The organism is Streptomyces sp. NEAU-174 (assembly GCF_052665095.1).
In genome coordinates, this window is record NZ_JBQTCE010000001.1 from 1,044,046 (window position 1) to 1,066,412 (window position 22,367).

19 protein-coding genes and 1 pseudogene are annotated in these 22,367 nt (G+C 69.7%); 13 read left to right on the top strand and 7 right to left on the bottom strand.

Annotated elements, in window-relative coordinates:
- Positions 1-58: 58 nt before the first annotated feature.
- Entirely contained in the window at positions 59-2,326 is a 2,268-nt protein-coding gene (locus ACT2CW_RS04550) for a (Fe-S)-binding protein (RefSeq protein ID WP_445515567.1), read from the bottom strand.
- 311 nt (positions 2,327-2,637) lie between these two features.
- Here ACT2CW_RS04550 and dnaK point away from each other — a divergent pair, with 311 nt between their 5' ends.
- The 6 genes from dnaK (at position 2,638) to proP (ending at position 9,105) form a co-directional block, all read left to right on the top strand.
- A complete protein-coding gene (gene dnaK / locus ACT2CW_RS04555; RefSeq protein ID WP_445515568.1) occupies positions 2,638-4,506 on the top strand; it encodes a molecular chaperone DnaK in 1,869 nt (622 codons plus the stop codon).
- The gene (gene grpE / locus ACT2CW_RS04560; protein WP_164433167.1) at positions 4,503-5,159 is read left to right on the top strand and encodes a nucleotide exchange factor GrpE; all 657 of its coding nucleotides are present in this window, start codon (positions 4,503-4,505) and stop codon (positions 5,157-5,159) included. Before dnaK ends, grpE begins: the two co-directional genes overlap by 4 nt.
- Positions 5,160-5,204: 45 nt before the next feature.
- Positions 5,205-6,389, top strand: coding sequence for a molecular chaperone DnaJ (gene dnaJ, locus ACT2CW_RS04565; RefSeq protein WP_086883960.1), 1,185 nt, complete (start codon positions 5,205-5,207; stop codon positions 6,387-6,389).
- 1 nt (position 6,390) lies between these two features.
- Positions 6,391-6,864, top strand: coding sequence for a heat shock protein transcriptional repressor HspR (locus ACT2CW_RS04570; RefSeq protein ID WP_138914662.1), 474 nt, complete (start codon positions 6,391-6,393; stop codon positions 6,862-6,864).
- Positions 6,865-7,059: 195 nt separating this feature from the next.
- On the top strand, positions 7,060-7,431 hold the full coding sequence (locus tag ACT2CW_RS04575; RefSeq protein ID WP_164433182.1) for a cupin domain-containing protein: 372 nt from the start codon (positions 7,060-7,062) through the stop codon (positions 7,429-7,431).
- A gap of 129 nt (positions 7,432-7,560) precedes the next feature.
- A complete protein-coding gene (gene proP, locus ACT2CW_RS04580) occupies positions 7,561-9,105 on the top strand; it encodes a glycine betaine/L-proline transporter ProP (RefSeq protein WP_206282407.1) in 1,545 nt (514 codons plus the stop codon).
- 50 nt (positions 9,106-9,155) lie between these two features.
- Here proP and ACT2CW_RS04585 read toward each other — a convergent pair whose 3' ends face one another.
- Positions 9,156-9,560, bottom strand: a complete 405-nt coding sequence (locus tag ACT2CW_RS04585; protein WP_445515569.1) for a pyridoxamine 5'-phosphate oxidase family protein — start codon at positions 9,558-9,560, stop codon at positions 9,156-9,158.
- Between the two features lie 118 nt (positions 9,561-9,678).
- On the opposite strand from ACT2CW_RS04585, the gene clpB reads away from it, so the two are divergent.
- Both clpB and ACT2CW_RS04595 read left to right on the top strand, forming a co-directional pair.
- A complete protein-coding gene (gene clpB / locus ACT2CW_RS04590; RefSeq protein WP_164433188.1) occupies positions 9,679-12,270 on the top strand; it encodes an ATP-dependent chaperone ClpB in 2,592 nt (863 codons plus the stop codon).
- Positions 12,271-12,378: 108 nt separating this feature from the next.
- The gene (locus ACT2CW_RS04595) at positions 12,379-12,915 is read left to right on the top strand and encodes a YbjN domain-containing protein (protein WP_020869726.1); all 537 of its coding nucleotides are present in this window, start codon (positions 12,379-12,381) and stop codon (positions 12,913-12,915) included.
- A gap of 109 nt (positions 12,916-13,024) precedes the next feature.
- On the opposite strand, the gene ACT2CW_RS04600 is transcribed toward ACT2CW_RS04595, so the two are convergent.
- A complete protein-coding gene (locus ACT2CW_RS04600) occupies positions 13,025-14,224 on the bottom strand; it encodes a hypothetical protein (protein WP_445515570.1) in 1,200 nt (399 codons plus the stop codon).
- A gap of 225 nt (positions 14,225-14,449) precedes the next feature.
- Between ACT2CW_RS04600 and ACT2CW_RS04605 the strand changes: the two genes are divergently transcribed.
- The 3 genes and pseudogenes from ACT2CW_RS04605 (at position 14,450) to ACT2CW_RS04615 (ending at position 17,107) form a co-directional block, all read left to right on the top strand.
- Entirely contained in the window at positions 14,450-14,830 is a 381-nt protein-coding gene (locus tag ACT2CW_RS04605; RefSeq protein WP_164433190.1) for a VOC family protein, read from the top strand.
- A gap of 72 nt (positions 14,831-14,902) precedes the next feature.
- A pseudogene (locus tag ACT2CW_RS04610) lies at positions 14,903-15,640 on the top strand (aminotransferase class I/II-fold pyridoxal phosphate-dependent enzyme); the annotation flags it as partial.
- Positions 15,641-15,670: 30 nt separating this feature from the next.
- Positions 15,671-17,107, top strand: coding sequence for a recombinase family protein (locus ACT2CW_RS04615; RefSeq protein WP_445515571.1), 1,437 nt, complete (start codon positions 15,671-15,673; stop codon positions 17,105-17,107).
- Between the two features lie 162 nt (positions 17,108-17,269).
- Here ACT2CW_RS04615 and ACT2CW_RS04620 read toward each other — a convergent pair whose 3' ends face one another.
- From ACT2CW_RS04620 to ACT2CW_RS04635, 4 genes are all read right to left on the bottom strand, one after another.
- Positions 17,270-18,682, bottom strand: a complete 1,413-nt coding sequence (locus ACT2CW_RS04620) for a replication initiator (protein WP_445515572.1) — start codon at positions 18,680-18,682, stop codon at positions 17,270-17,272.
- Positions 18,683-18,958: 276 nt separating this feature from the next.
- Entirely contained in the window at positions 18,959-19,156 is a 198-nt protein-coding gene (locus ACT2CW_RS04625; protein ID WP_445515573.1) for a hypothetical protein, read from the bottom strand.
- The gene (locus ACT2CW_RS04630; protein WP_445515574.1) at positions 19,153-20,463 is read right to left on the bottom strand and encodes an FtsK/SpoIIIE domain-containing protein; all 1,311 of its coding nucleotides are present in this window, start codon (positions 20,461-20,463) and stop codon (positions 19,153-19,155) included. Before ACT2CW_RS04630 ends, ACT2CW_RS04625 begins: the two co-directional genes overlap by 4 nt.
- Positions 20,463-20,825, bottom strand: coding sequence for an SCO3933 family regulatory protein (locus ACT2CW_RS04635; RefSeq protein ID WP_445515575.1), 363 nt, complete (start codon positions 20,823-20,825; stop codon positions 20,463-20,465). Before ACT2CW_RS04635 ends, ACT2CW_RS04630 begins: the two co-directional genes overlap by 1 nt.
- Before the next feature lie 170 nt (positions 20,826-20,995).
- Here ACT2CW_RS04635 and ACT2CW_RS04640 point away from each other — a divergent pair, with 170 nt between their 5' ends.
- Together ACT2CW_RS04640 and ACT2CW_RS04645 are read left to right on the top strand one after the other, a co-directional pair.
- Positions 20,996-21,769 (top strand): GntR family transcriptional regulator, encoded by a 774-nt coding sequence (locus ACT2CW_RS04640; protein ID WP_445515576.1) that lies wholly within the window; start codon positions 20,996-20,998, stop codon positions 21,767-21,769.
- Between the two features lie 153 nt (positions 21,770-21,922).
- Positions 21,923-22,354 (top strand): hypothetical protein, encoded by a 432-nt coding sequence (locus ACT2CW_RS04645; RefSeq protein ID WP_445515577.1) that lies wholly within the window; start codon positions 21,923-21,925, stop codon positions 22,352-22,354.
- The last annotated feature ends 13 nt before the right edge of the window (positions 22,355-22,367 follow it).

Sequence of the window (22,367 nt, forward strand, 5' to 3'; positions counted from 1 at the left end):
CGCACTGCGCGGGCGGGCCTCGTCATGGTCGTCATGGTCGACGCGGGGGCCGGGGGCGTCACTTCACCGGCGTGGGCTCCGGGGCCTCGGCCGACTCTCCGTCGCCCTCCGGCTCGGCCGGGGTCTTCACCGAGTCGAGGAGCAACTGCGCCACATCCACGACCTGGAGCTCCTCCTTCACCACGCCGTCATTCTTCTTGCCGTTGACGGAGTCGGTCAGCATCACCAGGCAGAACGGGCAGGCGGTGGAGACGATGTCCGGGTTGAGGGACAGCGCCTCGTCCACGCGCTCGTTGTTGATGCGCTTGCCGATCCGCTCCTCCATCCACATCCGGGCGCCGCCCGCGCCACAGCAGAAGCCGCGCTCCTTGTGGCGGTGCATCTCCTCGTTCCGCAGCCCCGGCACCTTGGCGATGATCTCGCGCGGCGGGGTGTAGACCTTGTTGTGGCGGCCCAGGTAGCAGGGGTCGTGGTAGGTGATCAGACCCTCGACCGGGGTGACCGGGATCAGCTTGCCCTCGTCGATGAGGTGCTGGAGCAGCTGGGTGTGGTGGATGACCTCGAACTCGCCGCCCAGCTGCGGGTATTCGTTGGCGATCGTGTTGAAGCAGTGCGGGCAGGTGGCGACGATCTTCTTCGCCGACTTGGGCTTCTTGGACGACTCGTCTTCGTCGTCCTCGCCGAAGGCCATGTTCAGCATCTCGACGTTCTGCTGGCCGAGCTGCTGGAAGAGGAACTCATTGCCCAGCCGGCGGGCGGAGTCACCGGTGCACGCCTCGTCGCCGCCCATGATCGCGAACTTGACGCCCGCGATGTGCAGCAGCTCCGCGAAGGCCTTGGTGGTCTTCTTGGCCCGGTCCTCCAGGGCGCCCGCGCAGCCGACCCAGTACAGGTAGTCGACCTCGGTGAGGTCCTCGATGTCCTTGCCGACGACCGGCACCTCGAAGTCGACTTCCTTGGTCCACGCCAGCCGCTGCTTCTTGGCCAGCCCCCAGGGGTTGCCCTTCTTCTCCAGGTTCTTGAGCATCGTGCCCGCCTCGGACGGGAACGAGGACTCGATCATCACCTGGTAGCGGCGCATGTCCACGATGTGGTCGACGTGCTCGATGTCCACCGGGCACTGCTCGACGCACGCGCCGCAGGTGGTGCAGGACCACAGCACGTCCGGGTCGATGACGCCGTTCTCCTCCAGCGTGCCGATCAGCGGCCGCTCGGCCTCCGCGAGCGCGGCGGCGGGCACCTCGGCGAGCTGCTCCTCGCTCGCCTTCTCCTCGCCCTCGGCCGTCTTGCCGCCCCCGGCGAGCAGATACGGGGCCTTGGCGTGGCTGTGGTCGCGCAGCGACATGATCAGCAGCTTGGGCGAGAGCGGCTTGCCGGTGTTCCAGGCGGGGCACTGCGACTGGCAGCGGCCGCATTCGGTGCAGGTGGAGAAGTCGAGGATGCCCTTCCAGGAGAAGTGCTCGATCTGCGAGACGCCGAACTGGGCGTCCTCGTCCGGGTCCTCGAAGTCGATCGGCTTGCCCTCGCTCACCATCGGCTGGAGCGCGCCCAGCGCCACCTCGCCGCTGGACTCCCGCTTGAACCAGATGTTGGGGAAGGCGAGGAAGCGGTGCCAGGCGATGCTCATGTCGAGGTTGGTGCTGACCGTGATCATCCAGATCATGGTCGTGCCCAGCTTGATCATCGCGAAGAAGTAGGTCAGGTTCTGCACCGTGTCCACGCTGAGCCCGTCGAAGAGCTGGACCAGCGGATACGAGGCGAAGTACGCGGGCTCGTAGTGCTCGACGTGGTGCAGCGCGCCCTCGGTGCCGCGCAGCGCCATGATCGCGAGGCCGATGATGAGGATGACGTACTCGACGAAGTACGCCTGCCAGGCGGTGGAGCCCGTGAACCGGGACTTGCGCCCGGCCCGGCTGGGCAGGTTCAGCAGCCGGATCACCATCAGCGTCAGGATGCCCAGGGTGGTCATCGTGCCGATGAACTCGATGTACAGCTCGTAGGGGAGGAAGCCGCCGAGGACCGGCAGCGTCCAGTCCGCCTGGAAGAGCTGGCCGTAGGCGTTGATGATGGTCGGTGGCAGGGTCAGGAAGCCGATCGCCACGAACCAGTGGGCGACGCCGATGACGCCCCACTTGTTCATGCGCGTGTGCGCGAGGAACTCGCGGACCAGGGTCACGCTGCGCTGCCAGGGATTGTCGGTCCTGACCCCCTCCGGAACCGGCGCGCCGAGCTTGAAGAAGCGCACGAACTGTGCGACGGCCCGGCCGAGCAGGGCAACGCCGACCGCGGTGAGGACCAGCGACACGATGATCGCGGCGAGTTGCATAAGGGGCTCCTCGAACCTGCGAGAGCTGGATTACTCAGCAGTACTTGATTACTAAGCAGTAACTTAATGTGGCTTGACCGAGATTACCCGCCCGGACGGGCACCCATGTAGTCGACGAGCCGGTGATCTGTGTCGCTCATTTGGCCCCTACCCTCCCTCACTTGGCCCCTCCTCTTTCTCTTCCGCTCCCGCTTGGGCATAAGCCTCATATAAAACTTGAGCCCTGTCGACTCAGGTCTGTTGACAGCGGCCGAGCGGCTGATGCACGCTTGAGCCTGTTCCACTCAATGCTGTAGCTGGAGGATCCCGAAATGGCACGTGCGGTCGGCATCGACCTGGGTACGACGAACTCCGTCGTCAGTGTTCTCGAAGGCGGTGAGCCCACCGTCATCACCAACGCCGAGGGCGCCAGGACCACGCCGTCCGTTGTGGCGTTCGCGAAGAACGGCGAGGTGCTGGTCGGCGAGGTCGCCAAGCGCCAGGCGGTGACCAACGTGGACCGCACCGTCCGCTCGGTCAAGCGCCACATGGGCACCGACTGGAAGATCAACCTCGACGGCAAGGACTTCAACCCGCAGCAGATGAGCGCCTTCATCCTGCAAAAGCTCAAGCGGGATGCGGAGTCGTACCTCGGCGAGAAGGTCACGGACGCGGTCATCACCGTCCCGGCGTACTTCAACGACGCCGAGCGCCAGGCGACCAAGGAAGCCGGTGAGATCGCGGGCCTCAACGTCCTGCGTATCGTCAACGAGCCTACTGCCGCCGCGCTCGCCTACGGGCTGGAGAAGGACGACCAGACCATTCTGGTCTTCGACCTCGGTGGCGGCACCTTCGACGTCTCGCTGCTGGAGATCGGCGACGGCGTGGTGGAGGTCAAGGCCACCAACGGTGACAACCACCTCGGTGGTGACGACTGGGACCAGCGCGTCGTCGACTACCTGGTGAAGCAGTTCAACAACGGCCACGGCGTCGACCTGTCCAAGGACAAGATGGCCCTCCAGCGCCTCCGCGAGGCCGCTGAGAAGGCGAAGATCGAGCTCTCCAGCTCGTCCGAGACCACCATCAACCTGCCCTACATCACGGCGTCCGCCGAGGGCCCGCTGCACCTGGACGAGAAGCTCACCCGCGCCCAGTTCCAGCAGCTCACCTCCGACCTGCTGGAGCGCTGCAAGACCCCGTTCCACAACGTCATCAAGGACGCGGGCATCTCGCTGTCCGAGATCGACCACGTGGTCCTGGTCGGTGGCTCGACCCGTATGCCCGCCGTCGCCGAGCTCGTCAAGGAGCTGACCGGCGGCAAGGAGGCCAACAAGGGCGTCAACCCGGACGAGGTCGTCGCCATCGGCGCCTCCCTCCAGGCCGGTGTCCTCAAGGGCGAGGTAAAGGACGTCCTGCTGCTGGACGTCACCCCGCTGTCCCTCGGTATCGAGACCAAGGGCGGCATCATGACCAAGCTGATCGAGCGCAACACGACCATTCCGACCAAGCGCTCGGAGATCTTCACCACGGCCGAGGACAACCAGCCGTCCGTGCAGATCCAGGTCTACCAGGGCGAGCGCGAGATCGCGGCGTACAACAAGAAGCTCGGGATGTTCGAGCTGACCGGTCTGCCCCCGGCCCCGCGCGGCGTGCCGCAGATCGAGGTCACCTTCGACATCGACGCCAACGGCATCATGCACGTCGGCGCGAAGGACCTCGGCACCGGCAAGGAGCAGAAGATGACCGTCACCGGCGGCTCCGCGCTGCCGAAGGACGACATCGACCGCATGATGCGCGAGGCCGAGCAGTACGCGGAGGAGGACCACAAGCGCCGCGAGGCCGCCGAGACCCGCAACCAGGCCGAGCAGCTGGTCTACCAGACGGACAAGTTCCTCAAGGACAACGAGGACAAGGTCCCGGGCGAGGTCAAGACCGAGGTCGAGGAGGCCCTCACCGAGCTGAAGGAGAAGCTCAAGGGCGAGGACACCGCCGAGATCCGCACCGCGACCGAGAAGGTCGCCGCGGTCAGCCAGAAGCTGGGCCAGGCCATGTACGCCAACACCGAGGCGGGCGCGGCCGACGCCGGTGCCGCCGGTGCGGCGGGTGACGCGGGCGGCCAGGCCAAGCCCGATGACGATGTGGTGGACGCCGAGATCGTCGACGACGACAAGGCCGACAAGGGTCAGGGTGGTGCCGCGTGACGGAGGAGACCCCGGGCTTCGAGGAGCAGCCCGATGTCCCCTCCGAAGCCGCGAAGACCCCTGATGACGCGGCGAAGGGCGCCGGGTCCGCCGACAAGGCGGGCCCGGAGGCCCCGGCCGGGGACCTCGAGCAGGTAGCCCTTCAGGCACAGCTGGACCAGGTCCGTACCGCGCTCAATGAGCGGACGGCCGACCTCCAGCGGCTCCAGGCCGAGTACCAGAACTATCGGCGCCGGGTCGAGCGGGACCGGGTGACGGTCAAGGAGATCGCGGTCGCGAGCCTCCTGTCCGAGCTGCTGCCCGTGCTCGACGACATCGGCCGCGCCCGTGACCACGGCGAGCTCGTCGGCGGCTTCAAGTCGGTGGGCGACTCCGTGGAAGCGGTGGTGGCCAAGCTGGGCCTCCAGCAGTTCGGCAAGGAGGGCGAGCCCTTCGACCCGCTGATCCACGAGGCCCTGATGCACTCGTACGCGCCGGATGTCACCGAGACCACGTGCGTGCAGATTCTCCAGCCGGGGTATCGAATCGGCGAGCGCACGATCCGCCCGGCGCGGGTCGCCGTCGCCGAGCCCCAGCCGGGCGCCGCCGCCGGCAAGGGCGAAGGCGAGACCGCGGCGCCGGACGAGGAGAGCGGTGGCCCGGAAGAGGGCTGACGTGACGGTGACCGCGAGAGCAGCAGGAGAGGAGGGACGTCGGGGATGAGCACCAAGGACTTCGTGGAGAAGGACTACTACAAGGTTCTCGGCGTCCCCAAGGACGCCACCGAGGCGGAGATCAAGAAGGCGTACCGGAAGCTCGCCCGCGAGTACCACCCGGACGCCAACAAGGGCGACGCCAAGGCGGAGGACCGGTTCAAGGAGATCTCCGAGGCCAATGACATCCTCGGGGACCCCAAGCGGCGCAAGGAGTACGACGAGGCCCGCGCGCTGTTCGGCAACGGGGGCTTCCGCCCCGGGCCGGGCGGACCGGGCGGCACCGGCAGCTTCAACTTCGACCTGGGCGACCTCTTCGGCGGCGGCGCGCAGGGCGGCGGCGGTGGCGGCGCGGGCGGCTTCGGCGGCGGGCTCGGGGATGTCTTCGGCGGGCTGTTCGGCCGCGGCGGCACCACCCGCGCCCAGCCGCGCCGGGGCCAGGACATCGAGTCCGAGGTGACGCTCAGCTTCACCGAGGCCGTCGAGGGGGCCACGGTCCCGCTGCGGATGTCCAGCCAGGCCCCGTGCAAGGCGTGCTCGGGCACCGGCGACCGGGACGGCACCCCGCGGGTCTGCCCGACCTGCGTCGGCACCGGCCAGGTCAGCCGGGGCGGCGGGGGCGGCTTCTCGCTCACCGACCCGTGCGTGGAGTGCCGCGGCCGCGGGCTGATCGCGCAGAACCCGTGCGAGACCTGCAAGGGCAGCGGACGGGCCCGTTCCGCCCGCACCATGCAGGTCAGGATCCCCGCGGGGGTCAGCGACGGCCAGCGGATCCGGCTGCGCGGCAAGGGCGCCCCGGGCGAGACCGGCGGCCCGGCCGGCGATCTGTACGTGGTCGTGCATGTGGACCCGCATCCGGTCTTCGGCCGCAAGGACGACAACCTGACCGTCACCGTGCCCGTCACCCTTCCCGAGGCGGCGCTCGGCGGCGAGATCAAGGTTCCGACCCTGGGCGGCCCGCCGGTCACCCTGAAGCTGCCGCCCGGCACGCCCAACGGGCGGACCATGCGCGCCCGGGGCAAGGGCGCGGTGCGCAAGGACGGCACCCGCGGGGACCTGCTGGTCACCGTCGAGGTCACGGTGCCGAAGGACCTGAGCGACCCGGCGCGTGACGCGCTGGAGTCGTATCGCGAGGCGACCGTGGGAGAGGACCCACGGGCGGAGCTGTTCAAGGCCGCGAAGGGAGCATGAGATGGACGGCCGAGGAGGAATCGGAGGCAGGGGCGCCGGCCGACCCCGCAACCCCTATGAGCTGACCGAGGATTCGCCGGTCTACGTCATCTCGGTGGCCGCCCAGCTCTCGGGGCTGCACCCGCAGACCCTGCGTCAGTACGACCGCCTCGGCCTGGTCTCCCCCGACCGTACCGCCGGCCGCGGCCGACGGTACTCCGCGCGCGATATCCAACTGCTCCGCCAGGTCCAGCAGCTGTCCCAGGACGAGGGCATCAACCTCGCCGGGATCAAGCGCATCATCGAACTGGAGAACCAGGTCGCGGCCCTCCAGTCCCGGGTCGCCGAGCTCCAGGCCGCGGTCGAGGGCGCCGCGACGGCCATGCAGCAGCGCGAGGCCCAGGTCCACGCCTCCTACCGCCGCGACCTGGTCCGCTACCAGGACGTCCAGCAGAGCAGCGCCCTGGTGGTCTGGCGCCCCAAGCGCCCGGAGTAGCGCCGGGAACAGCGCCCGGAACAGCGCCCGGCGCGCGGCTTGATCGCGACGTGAGCGCGGGCCCGGTGACCGTCTCACGGCCACCGGGCCTTTCGCCTGCCCGGGACCGGCACGGTGACCGCCCGGGACCCCATGGCCGGGCGCGCCGAAGGGGGCCGCCGGGCGCACCATGGAGGTATGGGAGGAGGTATCCCAATGGTGGAAGTCAAGACGATCGAGAAGCCGGACGAACGGCGTGACTTTCCCGGAGGCCATATCGAGGCCCTCCATCTGACCGGGCTGGATTTCGCCGTGGGCACCTTCGAGCCCGGATGGCGCTGGCGGGAGTCGGTGCGGCCGATCGTGGGGACCGATCTGTGCGAGGTGCACCACAGCGGGGTCGTGGTCCGGGGCCGGATGCGGCTGCGTACGGCCGATGGCGCGGAGGCCGAGGTGGGGCCCGGGGACGTGTATGTGGTGCCGCCCGGCCATGACGCCTGGGTGATCGGTGATGAGCAGGTCGTGGTCTACGACGTCGGCGGGCAGATGGCGGTGACCTACGCGAAGTCCAGCGACGCCGGGGCCTGAGCCCGGGGGCGGGAGCGGCGTCGGGCAGCGGTTCAGCCGGCGGCAGGGGACGAGATGACTACCGGTCCGAGACCACCGCGGGGACCCCGCCGCGGAGGATGGCCGCACGGCAGCGCCCGTACCGACCAGCTGATCCGCACGCTGCTGCGCCGCCGCAAGGAGTCGCTGGCGATCGAGGACGTCACCGTCGTCGACAAGCCGGGGATGCGCCGCGCCGTCGCGGCGACGGCCATCGGCAACACCATGGAGTGGTTCGACTTCGGTGTCTACGCGTATGTCGCCGTCACCCTCGGCCATGTCTTCTTCCCCGCCGACGACCCCGCCACCCAGGTGGTCTCCACGTTCGCCACCTTCGCCGTGGCGTTCCTGGTGCGGCCGCTGGGCGGGCTGGTGTTCGGGCCGCTGGGCGACCGGATCGGGCGGCGCCGGGTGCTGTCCACCACCATGATCATGATGGCGGCGGGCACCTTCGCGGTGGGCCTGCTGCCCGGCTACGACGCGATCGGCTTCGCCGCCCCGCTGCTGCTCCTGGCCTGCCGGGTGGTGCAGGGCTTCTCGACCGGCGGGGAGTACGCGGGGGCGACCACGTACATCGCCGAGTTCGCGCCCGATCAGCGCCGTGGCTTCCTCGGCAGCTGGCTCGACTTCGGCACCTTCATCGGCTATTCGCTGGGCTCCGGCCTGGTCACCGTGCTCACCGCCGCCATCGGCGAGACCGGGATGGTGGACTGGGGCTGGCGGGTGCCGTTCCTGGTGGCGGGGCCGCTGGGGCTGATCGGTCTCTACATGCGGCTGCGGCTGGAGGAGACCCCGGCGTTCCAGCAGGAGGCGGAGCGGGCGGCCGAGGCGGCGGAGGCGGCCAGGGCACACGGCGACACCCCGCCGATCGAGGAGGCGCGCCAGTCCGGGCGTGGGCGGCTGAAGGAGATCTTCACCAGGCACTGGCAGGCGGTGCTGATCTGCATGGGGCTGGTGCTGATGTACAACGTCACCAACTACATGGTGACGTCCTACCTGCCGACGTTCATGACCTCCACGCTCGGCGACGACGCCACCACGGCCCAGGTGCTGGTGCTGGGCACCATGCTGTTCGTGGTGCTGGCGATCACGGTGGTCGGGCGCACCTCCGACCGCTGGGGGCGGCGGCCGCTGTTCCTGTTCGGCAGCGTGGGCATGATCGTGCTGGCCATTCCGGCGGTGGTGCTGATCCGGGAGGGCGGCGTGCTGCTGCCCGCGATCGGCTGTCTGATCCTGGGCGCGATGCTGGTCACCTTCGCGGGGACGAGCGCCGCGACGCTCCCGGCGCTGTTCCCGACCCGGCTGCGCTACGGCGCGCTGTCGATCTCGTACAACCTCTCCGTGTCGCTGTTCGGCGGGACGACGCCGCTGCTGGCCTCGTGGCTGGTGGCCACCACGCACAACACGCTGGTGCCCGCCTTCTATCTGATGGTGGCGGGCGTGATCGGGCTGATCTCCACGGTGTTCCTGCACGAGACGGCGGGGAAGCCGCTGCGCGGATCGGGGCCCATGGTGGAGACCGAGGAGGAGGCGCGTACGGCGGTGGCCGAGAGCCGTACGGAGGCCGGGCGGCGCGCCCGCGACGTCTGGATCCGGCTGCGCCACCCGTGGGCGGGGGCGGGGCATCGGGGTCACGAGGAGGAGGAAGAGGAGTGACCCCGGGCCATGGGCAGTGACGGGCCTCGGGCCGAGAGGGGTGGCGGGCCTCAGCCTCGGCCCATGGCCCGGGTGAGGGCGATCTCGATGACGACGCGGTCCGGGTTGGGGCGGGGGGTGCGCTGGTAGCGCTCGGCGTAGCGGCGTTCGGCGTCCGCGATCAGCTCGGGGTCCTCCCGTATCACCGCGAGCCCCTCCAGCGTGGCCCACCGCCTGCCCGCCATCTGGCAGACCGCGACCCGCGCACCGCCCTCGCCCGCCGCCCGGACATGGGCGACCTTACGGCTGTGACGGTTCGCGATGACGCGGGCGAGCCCGGCCTCGGGGTCGTAGGTGACGCCGACCGGGACCACATGCGGGCTGCCGTCCGGGCGTGGGGTGGTCAGGGTGCACACATGGCGTTCGCGCCAGAAAGCGAGGTACTCGGGGTCGGGGTTGCGGGGATCGACGGACATGGTCCAGAACCTAAGGCCAGAGGAGTGGCGTTCGCGAGGTTGAGTGGAATAGACTCAACTTTACGGAGGTTGGGTAGGGCAGGGATGGGAAGATCGGAGCGAGGAGGAGCACAGGGACGTGGATGCCGAGCTGACCAACAAGAGCCGGGCGGCGCTGAGCGCCGCCAATGACCGGGCGGTGTCCTCCGGGCATGCGGACATGACGCCCGCGCATCTTCTGCTCGCCCTGTTGCAGGGCCAGGACAACGAGAACGTGATGGATCTGCTGGCCGCCGTCGAGGCCGACGCGGCCCTGGTGCGCGACGGCGCCGAGCGGCTGCTCGCCGCCCTGCCCAGCGTCCAGGGCTCCACCGTGGCCCCGCCGCAGGCCAGCCGCGACCTGCTGGCCGTCATCGCGGACGCCACCCAGCGGGCCAGGGAACTCGGGGACGACTACGTCTCCACCGAGCACCTCCTCATCGGCATCGCCGCCAAGGGCGGCCAGGCCGGGGAGCTGCTCGACCAGCAGGGGGCGGGCGCCAAGAAGCTGCTCGCCGCGTTCGAGAAGGTCAGGGGTGGACAGCGGGTGACGACGCCCGATCCGGAGGGCACGTACAAGGCCCTGGAGAAGTTCGGCACGGACTTCACCGCCGCCGCGCGCGAGGGCAAGCTGGACCCGGTCATCGGCCGGGACCAGGAGATCCGCCGGGTGGTGCAGGTGCTCTCCCGGCGCACCAAGAACAACCCGGTGCTGATCGGCGACCCGGGCGTCGGCAAGACGGCCGTCGTCGAGGGGCTCGCCCAGCGGATCGTCAAGGGCGATGTGCCCGAGAGTCTGCGCGACAAGCGCCTGGTCGCCCTCGACCTCGGCGCGATGGTCGCGGGCGCGAAGTACCGCGGTGAGTTCGAGGAGCGGCTGAAGACCGTCCTGGCCGAGATCAAGTCCAGCGACGGCCAGATCATCACCTTCATCGACGAGCTGCACACCGTGGTCGGCGCGGGCGCCGGCGGCGACTCCGCGATGGACGCGGGCAACATGCTCAAGCCGATGCTGGCCCGCGGTGAGCTGCGCATGGTCGGCGCCACCACGCTCGACGAGTACCGCGAGCGGATCGAGAAGGACGCCGCGCTCGAGCGCCGCTTCCAGCAGGTGCTGGTGGCCGAGCCGACCGTCGAGGACACCGTCGCCATCCTGCGCGGGCTCAAGGGCCGCTACGAGGCCCACCACAAGGTGCAGATCGCCGATGGCGCGCTGGTGGCCGCCGCCGCCCTTTCCGACCGGTACATCACCTCGCGCTTCCTGCCCGACAAGGCCATCGACCTGGTGGACGAGGCGGCCTCCCGGCTCCGGATGGAGATCGACTCCTCGCCCGTGGAGATCGACGAGCTCCAGCGGTCGGTGGACCGGATGCGGATGGAGGAGATGGCCCTCGCCCGGGAGACCGACGAGGCCAGCAAGCAGCGGCTGGAGAAGCTGCGCCGCGACCTCGCCGACAAGGAGGAGGAGCTGCGCGGCCTCACCGCCCGCTGGGAGAAGGAGAAGCAGGGCCTCAACCGCGTCGGTGAGCTGAAGGAGAAGCTGGACGAGCTGCGCGGCCAGGCCGAGCGCGCCCAGCGCGACGGCGACTTCGACACCGCATCCAAGCTGCTGTACGGGGAGATCCCGGCCGTCGAGCGGGAGCTCGCCGAGGCGTCGGAGGCCGAGGCCGAGGTCCAGGGGGACCGCCCCACGATGGTCAAGGAGGAGGTCGGCCCGGACGACGTGGCCGATGTGGTCGCCTCCTGGACCGGCATCCCCGCGGGCCGGCTGCTGGAGGGCGAGACCCAGAAGCTGCTGCGCATGGAGGACGAGCTGGGCAAGCGGCTGATCGGCCAGACCGAGGCCGTACGGGCCGTCTCGGACGCCGTGCGCAGGACCCGGGCGGGCATCGCCGACCCGGACCGGCCCACCGGCTCGTTCCTCTTCCTCGGGCCCACCGGCGTCGGCAAGACCGAGCTGGCCAAGGCGCTCGCCGACTTCCTCTTCGACGACGAGCGGGCCATGGTCCGCATCGACATGAGCGAGTACGGCGAGAAGCACAGCGTGGCCCGGCTGGTCGGCGCCCCGCCCGGCTATGTCGGCTATGAGGAGGGCGGCCAGCTCACCGAGGCGGTGCGCCGCCGCCCGTACAGCGTGGTGCTGCTGGACGAGGTGGAGAAGGCCCACCCCGAGGTCTTCGACATCCTGCTCCAGGTCCTGGACGACGGGCGGCTCACCGACGGCCAGGGCCGGACGGTGGACTTCCGCAACACCATCCTGGTGCTCACCTCCAACCTGGGCAGCCAGTACCTGATGGATCCGCTGCTCGGCGAGGAGGAGAAGAAGCAGAGCGTGCTGGAGACCGTGCGGACCTCCTTCAAGCCGGAGTTCCTCAACCGCCTGGACGACCTCGTGGTCTTCTCCGCGCTCACCGGTCCGGAGCTGGCCCGGATCGCCGAGCTCCAGATCGCCCGGCTGGCCCGCCGCCTCGCCGACCGCAGGCTCACCCTCGACGTCACCCCGGCCGCGCTGGAGTGGCTCGCCGAGGAGGGCAACGACCCGGCGTACGGGGCGCGCCCGCTGCGCCGGCTGATCCAGACCGCGATCGGCGACCGGCTGGCCAAGGAGATCCTCGCCGGGGAGGTCCGGGACGGCGACAAGGTCCGGGTGGACCGGGTCGGCGACGGCCTGCTGGTGGGCCCCGCGCAATAGGGCTCCCGGCCGCCGTTTGGGCCGGATCGGGCAATGTACGGCCGGGGTTGCACGGCGGGGGCGGGTGTGAGGGAGGATGGCGGTATTCCATACGAAGGGAAATCCACGGTGAGCATCGACCCGTCCTCGATTCCGAATTTCGGGGGTCAGCCCGAGCCCGAACCGACGGGTCCGAGCGGCCCCGTGCTGCCCGACCAGGACCTGGTCAAGCAGCTGCTGGAGCAGATGGAGCTGAAGTACGTCGTCGACGAGGAGGGGGACCTCGCCGCGCCGTGGGAGCAGTTCCGCACCTACTTCATGTTCCGCGGTGAGGAGGAGCAGCAGGTCTTCTCCGTCCGCACGTTCTACGACCGGCCGCATGGCATCGATGAGAAGCCGCGGCTGCTCGAGGCGATCGACGACTGGAACCGCCGCACCCTGTGGCCGAAGGTCTACAGCCACACCAATGACGACGGCACGGTCCGCTTGATCGGTGAGGCGCAGATGCTGATCGGCACCGGCGTCAGCCTGGAGCACTTCGTGTCCAGCACGGTCAGCTGGGTGCGGGCTTCGATCGAGTTCGACCGCTGGCTGGTCGAACAGCTCGGTCTGGAGGCCGACATCGAGTCCGACGGCGACGACAAGCCGGGCGACGACGAGGCCTGAGCGACCGAGCCCGTACCCCGGCCTTGCCCCTTACCTGGACCTGGTCGGAGTGGCCGTACAGCGCTCGGCCACGCCGTATCCCGGTCGGCGAAGCCGTGGGCCGTATCGGTCAGACCGGGCTGGTGGCCATGGTCAGCAGATACGTCCCGTAGAGACAGGAGAGCCCGGCCAGCACGCCGCCCACCAGGACGGCGGTGCCCGGCCGGGCTCTTGCCATCGCCAGCGCCGCCGGGAGCAGCAGCGGGAAGGCGGGCAGCAGGAAGCGCGGCTTGGACGCGAAGTAGTTGGCGCTGGCGAGCGCGATGAACACCAGGGCGAGGGTGTAGACGACCAGCGGCAGCGGCGGCGGCCGCAGCGCGAGCCCGACCAGGGCGATCAGCGAGGCGCCGACGACGATCAGCGCCATGTAGTGCGACAGATGGCCGCTCCCCATGATCAGGGAGCGGGTGGAGCGGAAGCCGCTCGCACCGAGATCGAGATACGTCCCCCAGTCGTCCTGGACGTCCAGATAGCCGCGCCAGGTGCCGCGCCGCACCCCCACCCACGCGGCGTAGCCGAGCCAGCCGAGCGGTGACAGCGCGGCCCCCGCCCACACCCGCCAGGACGCCCGCCCGCGGTGGCGCTGGACCTCGGCGGCCGCGCAGACGCACACGGCCGCCGCCACCGCGAGCCCGTTGGGCCGGGTGGCCCCCGCGCACAGCGCGAGCGCCCCGGCCCACAGCCAGCGCCGGGTCAGCAGCGCGTACAGTGACCAGGCGGCCAGCGCCGTCAGCAGCGACTCGGTGTACCCCATGGACTCGACGACCGCGTGCGGCAGCAGCCCCCACAGCGCCACCAGCGTCAAGGCCACCCGCCGCCCGTACAGCCGCTCCCCGACCGCGTGGATCCCCCAGGCCGCCAGCCCGGCCGCGGCCCAGGCGATCAGCAGCGCCGCCGTCACCGCGCTCACGGGGACGACGTCGGTGACGGCCCGGATCAGCGCCGGGTAGAGCGGGAAGAAGGCGAGATCGCTGAAGCTCAGGCCGGGGTGGGCGGCGGAGGGGCGGCTGGTGCCGTAGCCGTGCTGGGCGATGCCCACGTACCAGAGGCTGTCCATGTAATGCCCGAGCTGCGTCCGCGGATGCTTCCCGGCCTGCCGGGCGCCCAGCGCCACACACACGATCCCGGCGGCCCGCACCGTCGCGTACACCGCGAGCGCGAGCCACGCCCGCCCCAGCGACGCCCCGACCCGCCCCGGCACCCGCCGCCGTGCCGCCGGCCGCCGTGGCGGCTCCGGGATCCGTGTGGACGCGGCGGTGTCGGCGGACACGGAGACCTCCGGTGCGGGCACACGACGGGCACTCGACGGACCTGCGCCGAGCCCCCGGGAGGGGACGGACCAGGGGGCCCGGCGGACACACCGACCATCCGCCAGGCCGCGGACGCCCGCGACCCGGGAAGTCCAACCGGGGGAGGGGGTCGCCGGAAGCGGTGACCGGTGTACGCGGCGCGCGTGCCGCGACTGGCCGTCGGCTCATGGGGGTAGTTGCCGTGCATGCATCGGAGCCGTGTGTACGCCGTCTTGCTCGACACGCCCGAAGCCGAGGCCGCCCGGGCGACCGCCTTCTGGTCGGCGGCTCTCGGCGTCACCGCTGAGCCGTTTCCGCCGGAGCCGCAGTTCACCACGCTCCATGAGGCTCTGCCGGGGCTGGTCACCGCCGTCCAGGCGGTCGACGACGCACCTCGTATCCATCTGGACATCGAGACCGACGACGTCGAGGCGGAGACCGCGCGCCTGCTCTCCCTGGGGGCCGAGCAGGTTTCGCAGTGGCAGGAGTGCCGGGTGCTACGCGTTCCTGGTGGCCACCTGGTGTGCGTGCTGCCCGTGGAAAGCGACCCCGAGGCCTTTCGGGCACAGGCCAACGTCTGGCCCTGACATCGCCCTTTACCCCACGCCGGGCAGAGGGAGAGTTGATGGAGGCCGATGGTTCGGCGGAGTATGGGCGCCATGGGACGACCGCCGCTCAACCGCCGACTGGCCGCCTTCGGCACCACGATCTTCGCCGAGATGTCCGCCCTCGCCGTACGCACCGGCGCCATCAACCTCGGGCAGGGCTTCCCGGACACCGACGGCCCCGAGGAGGTGCGTGAGGCCGCGGTCCGCGCGCTGCGGGACGGCCGGGGCAATCAGTACCCGCCCGGCCCCGGCGTGCCCGAGCTGCGCACCGCCGTCACCGAGCACCAGCGGCGCTGGTACGGCCTGGGCTTCGACCCCGACACCGAGGTGCTGATCACCGCGGGCGCCACCGAGGCCATCGCGGCGTCGCTGCTGGCGCTGGTGGAGCCGGGCGACGAGGTGATCGCGCTGGAGCCGTACTACGACTCGTACGCCGCCTGTGTGGCCATGGCGGGCGGCGTCCGCGTCCCCGTCACCCTGCGCCCCGACGGTGACACCTTCCGGCTGGACCTGGACGAGCTGCGCGCCGCCGTCACCGACCGCACCCGGCTCATCCTGCTCAACACCCCGCACAACCCCACCGGCACCGTACTCACCCGCGATGAGCTGGCCGCGGTCGCCGAGCTCGCCGTCGAGCGCGATCTGCTGGTGGTCACCGACGAGGTCTACGAGCACCTCGTCTTCGGCACCGAGCACACCCCGCTGGTCTCCTTCCCCGGGATGCGCGAGCGGACCGTCACCATCAGCAGCAGCGGAAAGACGTTTTCGTTCACCGGCTGGAAGGTCGGCTGAGTCATCCCCTCTTCATACACTCCCGCCATGGCGACGAAGACAGCGAAGCGACTGCCCATCACCCCCGGCACAGAGGCAGCGATCTACTGCCGGATATCCCACACCGATGACGATGATCAGACGGGCGTAGACCGACAGGAGCGCATCTGCCGTGAGGTCGCCGAACGGCTGGGTCTCGTCGTCCCCCCTTCCCTGGTCTTCGTAGACAACAACCGGTCGGCTTGGCGACGGGACCGGAAGCGGCCGGGGTGGGACACCATGCTCAAGGAGATGGAAGAAGGCGAGATCCGTCATCTGATCGCCTATCACCCGGACCGGCTGATGAGGCAGCCGAGGGACCTTGAGGAACTGCTGACGATCTCCGACAGCAACCGCATCACCTTGCACGGTGAGGCCAACCGACGCGATCTGTCAGACCCGGATGACCGCTTCATTCTCCGTATCGAGGTGGCCCACGCCTGCCGCTCCTCCGACGACACCTCACGCCGGTTGAAGGACACGATGGACGACCGGGCGAGGGCAGGCACCCCGCACACCGGCCGCCGCCGCTACGGCTACACCAAGAACGGCATGGAGATCATCGCGGAGGAGGCGGAGATCGTACGCGAGGTCTTCCGTCGCTTCCTGGCCGGAGAGTCGCCCCGCGCCATCGCCCGCGATCTCAACGAGCGCGAGGTGACGACCGCACTCGGGAAGTCATGGGGCGCCGACACCGTACGAGCGTTGATCGACTCACGGCACGTCGCCGGTATCCGGATGTTCCGAGGCGAGGAACACGGCATCGGCAGCTGGCCCGCGATCATCGACCGGGGGCAGTGGGACGAGGCTCAGGAGAGGCGGAAATTCCGCGCGGAGCAGTCAGCGGAGAGGAACAAGCGGACCCGCTACTACCTGCTGCGTGGCGTCGTCATGTGCACCTGCGGCCGGACCATGAGCGGAAACTCCGGGAGCGTCTACGAGTACCGCTGCACACGGCGGGTGGCGGTCGACGGTACGGCGTGCAAGCGCACGATCGCAGCGGAGCCCCTGGAGCGATTCGCCCGGGACGTGGCGATCAACGTCCTGTCGAAGCTCGACGTCAGCGGCCGGGCACCTGCCACCACTACCCGACCGGCCGCCGATGTGGAGGCGGACGAGAGGGACGACCGGAAGCTCAAGGACCTCTACGAGATGTGGGACGCCGACGAGATGCCGACCCGGGAGTACCGGCAGAAGCGACGCGAGATCGAGGCCCGGATGAGGGAGCGGCAGAAGCAGACCCGTATCCGGCCCGTGGTCGTGCTGGACGGAGTCGCCGGGCCGAAGGCCGCAGAGAACTGGAAGCGGCTGGAGAAGAACGAGGACTGCGCCCGCATCAACGCGATCTTCCGATTCCTGTTCGGCGGCATCGTCATCGGTCCGGCGTCCGGAGTTGGCAACTTCGACACGGACCGGATCAGCATCAAGCCGAACCCGCTGGACTGAGGACGAACGCCCCTCACGGGCCGAGGAGCTGCGCGAGACGTGCGGCACTCCTCGGCCCGACTCGTGTCGGGAACTTGGCGGCCTCCCTGCGCACGGCCGCCGCCCACTTTTCATCAGTCTCGGACGCCCGACGTCTACATACCGCGCTCCGTACAGGCTGGCTCATACGGCACCGCCGCCCGTACCCGCGACGTGCAACTCTTCACGCCCGATCTCGCGGTTCCGGGCATGGTCTTCCGCGATCCCAGCAGCGAGGAGCGCGGCGCCGGGGGTGTGGCCGGAGCCCACGTAGCGCCAGTGGGCTTCTGTACTCAGGTCGGTGTCGGCGAGTTGGGTCCCGCCGGATTGGTGGTCGGCTCGTTCGGCGCGCAGTGCGGTGTAGGTGGTGGAGTAGGCCCGTGACTTGGTGAGGATGTGACCCCGGTAGCCGAGTGTGTGAGCCCAGGCGCGCAGGCGGAGCGGTTCCAGCTCGGCGAGGCCGCCCAGGCGCCAGCAGGCACGCATGAGTGTCCGAACGTGGGCCGAGACGGAAGCCGCCCCGATCTCCTGGAAGCTGGCAACCTGGTGGTCGAGTCCGGCCCCGGTGTCGGTGGCTCCCTTGGTGACGTACTTGCCGACGTACGCAGCCACGGCGTCATCGGCCAGGCCCTCACCGCCGCCGAAGGCACGGAGCGGCCGGGCGTCGAGTTCGGAGCCCCAGCGCAGTTGGTGTTCTCCCAGAGCTGCGCTGTAGGGGGTGGTGAGCCGTACGGCCGCAGCGGCGGTGCGCACCACAGCCACCAGAAGATCAGCCGTTGCCCAGGCCGGTGGCGGATCGTCCGGCCCGTGTGCGCCGTCGAGACGCACCACAGCATGGACATGGACGGCCGCTCGCTTCTGGTACTCGGCGACCTTGGCGTAGGAGATGCGCAGGCAACGGCGTAGTCCGGTGCGGGTGCGGCCGGCGCGGGCAGCGAGGTGGTTGTAGAGGTTGTCCGTGAACGCCTTCCACAGCCGCCCAGCGTGCGCGTGCCACAGGACATGCCCGGGATAGTCGTAGCAGCCAGGGCACAGGGGTTGTCCGGTACGCGGGTCCGCCACGTCGTGGATGGCCGGGCAGCCGAGGAAACGGCCGTGCTCGCACTGCTGCGCGTCGCGTCGCGGTCGGCAGCGTGCGCCGTCGGTGGTGACCCGGTGGACAGGGCCGAAGCTGGGCGCGGTGAGCGTGAGGAAGAGTCGGGGCCGCTCCCGTACGTCAGCGGGGACGGTCTTGCCACCGACGAGTCCGGCGCGCACCAGGTGGAAGGTATCGCCTGCGTGGAGGCGGGAGCAGGGGGCGCAGACGGTTGCGCGGCGGTTGCGGCAGCGGATCAGGAGCCGTTCGCCGGGTTCGTTTCGGGTGTCGTAGTGGTGGAGGACTTCGCCGGTTGCCGCGTCTCGGGTGGTGGTAGAGCCGGTCAGGTGGATCGGGTGGGCGCAGCCGCCGGTAGCGGTGATCTGCTCCAGCCAGCGGCCGAAGCCGGGGTCTTGGACGAGGCGGATCAGGTCTTGGTCAACTTCGGAGAGCTGACGCAGGCGCGCCGCGCGGTCGAGCACGGCGCGCCTGTCAGCCGAGGTGATCTCGGCGGTGATGGTGGGGACCTCCCGGGGTGGGCCGCCGCAGCGGCACGGATGGTTGAGGTTGGGTGGATGTCGTCCATGGCGATCACTCCCGTTCGTGAGCGGGTTGGGTGAGTCAGCGGATGGTTCCGGCGCCCCGGCAGCAGCGGCAGCGCCGCCGGTGGCCGGTACGGGTCTTGGGGAAGCGCTCCCCCTTGCAGATGGGGCAGCGGACACGGCGCATGGTCACCTGGTGAACCTCCCGAGGGTGGTCTAGCTGTTGTGGGTGAAGCCGGAGAGGAGCCAGTTCACGAGGCCGTCTGCCGTGAAGATGACGGGTGTCTGGCCCAGGTACATGCCGAACAGGCCGATCAACACCGCTTCCCACCAGCGCACCGCGCGCGAGCGGACCAGGAGCACGGTGGCGAGGCCGAAGAGCAGCGCCAGCGGGAGAGCCGTTTGCTCGCTCATACGTCGTCACCTCCGTTCAGGTCTTCCAGGGCGCGGACGATCCCGCGCAGGCGGGGTGCGAGCCCCGCGTATTCGGCCGCCGTCAACTGGGCTTCCGTTGGGGTGGTGAGGTGGGACCGCCCGCGCATCCAGCCACCCAGCTCCCCGGTGGTGACCGCGACGCCCTGTTCGGCCTCTCCGATGGACTGCGCGACCGCTACCGCGTCCTTGTTCAGATCCCCGAGGGCCATCTCTGCGGTGCCGGAGTCGTTGACGCGGTGGCAGACACGGCCGCTCAACTGGGCACGCAGCGCCGTCACACCCGGCCCGAGGTCGGAGCCGACCCGCTGCCCTGCCACCACCAGGTGCATGCCGAGCGCCGCACCGAGCTGCGCCAGGCGCAGGAGGTAGGTGGAGCACTGTTCGGCCTCTGCCCGCTGTTCCTTGTTCCCGTTGGTCAGGTACAGCTCGGCTATCTCGTCGACGATCACCACCACGGCCATCGGCCGCTGTTCCTCCGGCAGTTCCCAGACCGAACGGGCCCCGGCCGCCCGGCAGGTGCGCATGCGGTCCTGCATGTCGACCACCAGGGCCCCGAGCACGGCGATGGCCTCACTGCGGCAGGTGGCCAGGACCGAGAGCCGCCGTTCGAACAGGCCCAGTTCCATGCCGCCCTTGCAGTCGACGCCGACCAGGGCAACAGGTTGCGGAGCGAGTTCGGTGATGAGCCGGGCGATCAGCGTGGACTTGCCCGACCGTGTGGCGCCGACGATCAGCCAGTGCGGTACCCGCCGGAAGTCCATCACCCAGGCGTGGCCTGTCTCCAGCGTGCCGACCGCCGCCGACAGCAGCGACGCCGACACCTCACCTGTAGGCCGGTCCGGATGCTCCAGCGGATCACTGGCTGACGCGGTGATCAGCACGACGCCGCGTTCGGGGGAGACGATCCGCACCGCGTGCACCCGCCATGCGTGCGCCAGCGCGTCAGCCGCAGCCATGAACGGTTCCGGCGTCTGCCCCGGGTGCAGTCGCACCAGCACCGACAGCCCTTTCGGCGTGGGTTGGGGGAAAGACAAGCGCGGCACGCGGGTGCGCAAAGGCTCGCCCTTGACCGCCAGATCCCCCAGCAGGCGCCGATTGGGCTTGTGGGAAACAGTGAGGTCATTGAGGTGAGCGACCTTGCGCCAGGTGACCATCACCCGCAGCGCGGTACGCGGGAAACCGGTCAGGTACCAGTGCCAGTCCGGCCGCTGGTCTCGCAGCTGGGGACCGATGACCGCCATCCAGGCCACTACCAGCAGCGCGACGATGAACAGGAACGAACCCATCACGCACCACCGCCCTTGCCCGCCGACGCTGACGCCGACGCGGCCGGAGCCGGTACGGGAGTGATGGCCGCTGCGCGGAAGCTGACGCCGTGGCGGTCGCCCATGGTCCAGGCGAACGCCTCCAGGCCCGTTACCCGCACCTCCGAGCCCTCCGCAACGCCCTTGGGCTCACCGGGTACGGCGATCTCGATCACCGACACGCGCCGCCCGTCCTGCCGCACCGTCACGGCGACGGTGTAGATCGTGTTGCCGTCCCGATCCTTCTTGACCTCCTTGCTCTCGAAATCCGTGATCTTCGGTTCGGGCCCGACCGCGCACCGCAGTACGCCCAGCCGGGATGTGTCCACAGGGATGGACTGCATGGGTTGTGGGCCTCCTTGGCCAGTCGAGACGCCACACATCATGTGACGTCACTCGTGCTTACGAGTCGCCAACTATGCATGCCTTGACGGCCGGAGGCAAGTACTTATGCTTACGAGTGACATCAGCTCACGTCAGACCCAACGACGACAGGTGACGAGGAGAGCCCGGCATGGGAGAGATCCAGCGCCCCGGAGCGCTGTACCAGCAGGTTGCCGCCGAAATCCGCAGCGGCATCGCGGCAGGCGAGTACCAACCCGGGACCCCGCTCCCCTCAGAGGCCCAGCTCATCGAGCGCTACAAGGTCAGCCGCCCCACCGTCCGCAAGGCCATCGCCGCACTCCGCGCCGAAGGACTCATCGAGGTCATCCACGGCAAGGGCAGTTACGTCCGCGCCCTGCCCGCACCCGCCGTCACCATCGAGCGGACCATCACCCGCAGCGGCAAGACATTCCGCACCGGACACCACGCGTGGGAACAGGTCGAGGAACCGACCGTTTACCGCACCACGACCACGGCAACCACGGCCCCGCTGCTCGGACTCGACGAAGGGGAAGCCCTCTTCGGTGTCGATCGGCTGCTAGCCGACCCCGACACCGGCACCCGCGCTCTCCACCGCGTACTGATCCCGTTCGCCACCGCCGACCAGGCCGAGCAGCTAGCCCAGGCGCCGGACACCGAGCCGGAGCAGATCTACGCCATCCTCACCGCCGCCGGACACAAGCTCACCTGGCACGAGACCGTCAGCGCCCGCATGCCGCTGCCCGATGAGCGCAGCACCCTAGACACCCCGGACGCGACCCCGATCCTCCACACGGCCCGCGTCACCTACGGCACCGACGACCACCCGCTGATCCTCGAAGAACTCCGCGCCAGCGCCGACCGGGCCCAACTCGGCTACCGCTTCACGGCTGACAGGCCCCTGAGTGCGGCGCGAAACAGCTGACGAGCGACTTGCCCCTTCAAATGCTGGCCCGACAGCATCCCTGGCCGGTCCAAGGTGTATTAAGAGCCACCCCAATTAGCTACCCTGGGTTGTCCGTTGTGCCGCTGTGTACGGGGACTTCAGCGGCTGGTGAAACTCCGGGGGGATGATGCCATGTCCGTGGACGTGGTCCAGCTCGCACAGGACCTTACGCCGTACGCCACTACGGCCATTGCCGCTTACGGGACCGCAGTCTTGGCCCGAGTCGAGAGCGATGCCGTCGATGCCGGCGTCTCCTTCGGGCAACGCATCCTGCGACGCCTCACCGGCCGCGACACCCCCGACAGCGAAACCTCCGCTGAACAAGAAGCCCTCGCCGACACGGTCTCCGAGCTGTCCGGCGCTCCTGGTGACGCGGATCTGGCCGCCGTGCTCCGCGTGCAGATCCGCCGCCTGATGACAGCCCATCCGGACATCGCCGCTGACATCGCCAGCTGGGCAAGACCCGCCGCGCCGACCACTGTCACCATCACCACATCGGGGGACAGATCACCGTCCGTCCACAACAATTACGGCACCATCAACACCGGGGACTCCACTACCTGAACCGGCAGGGGCG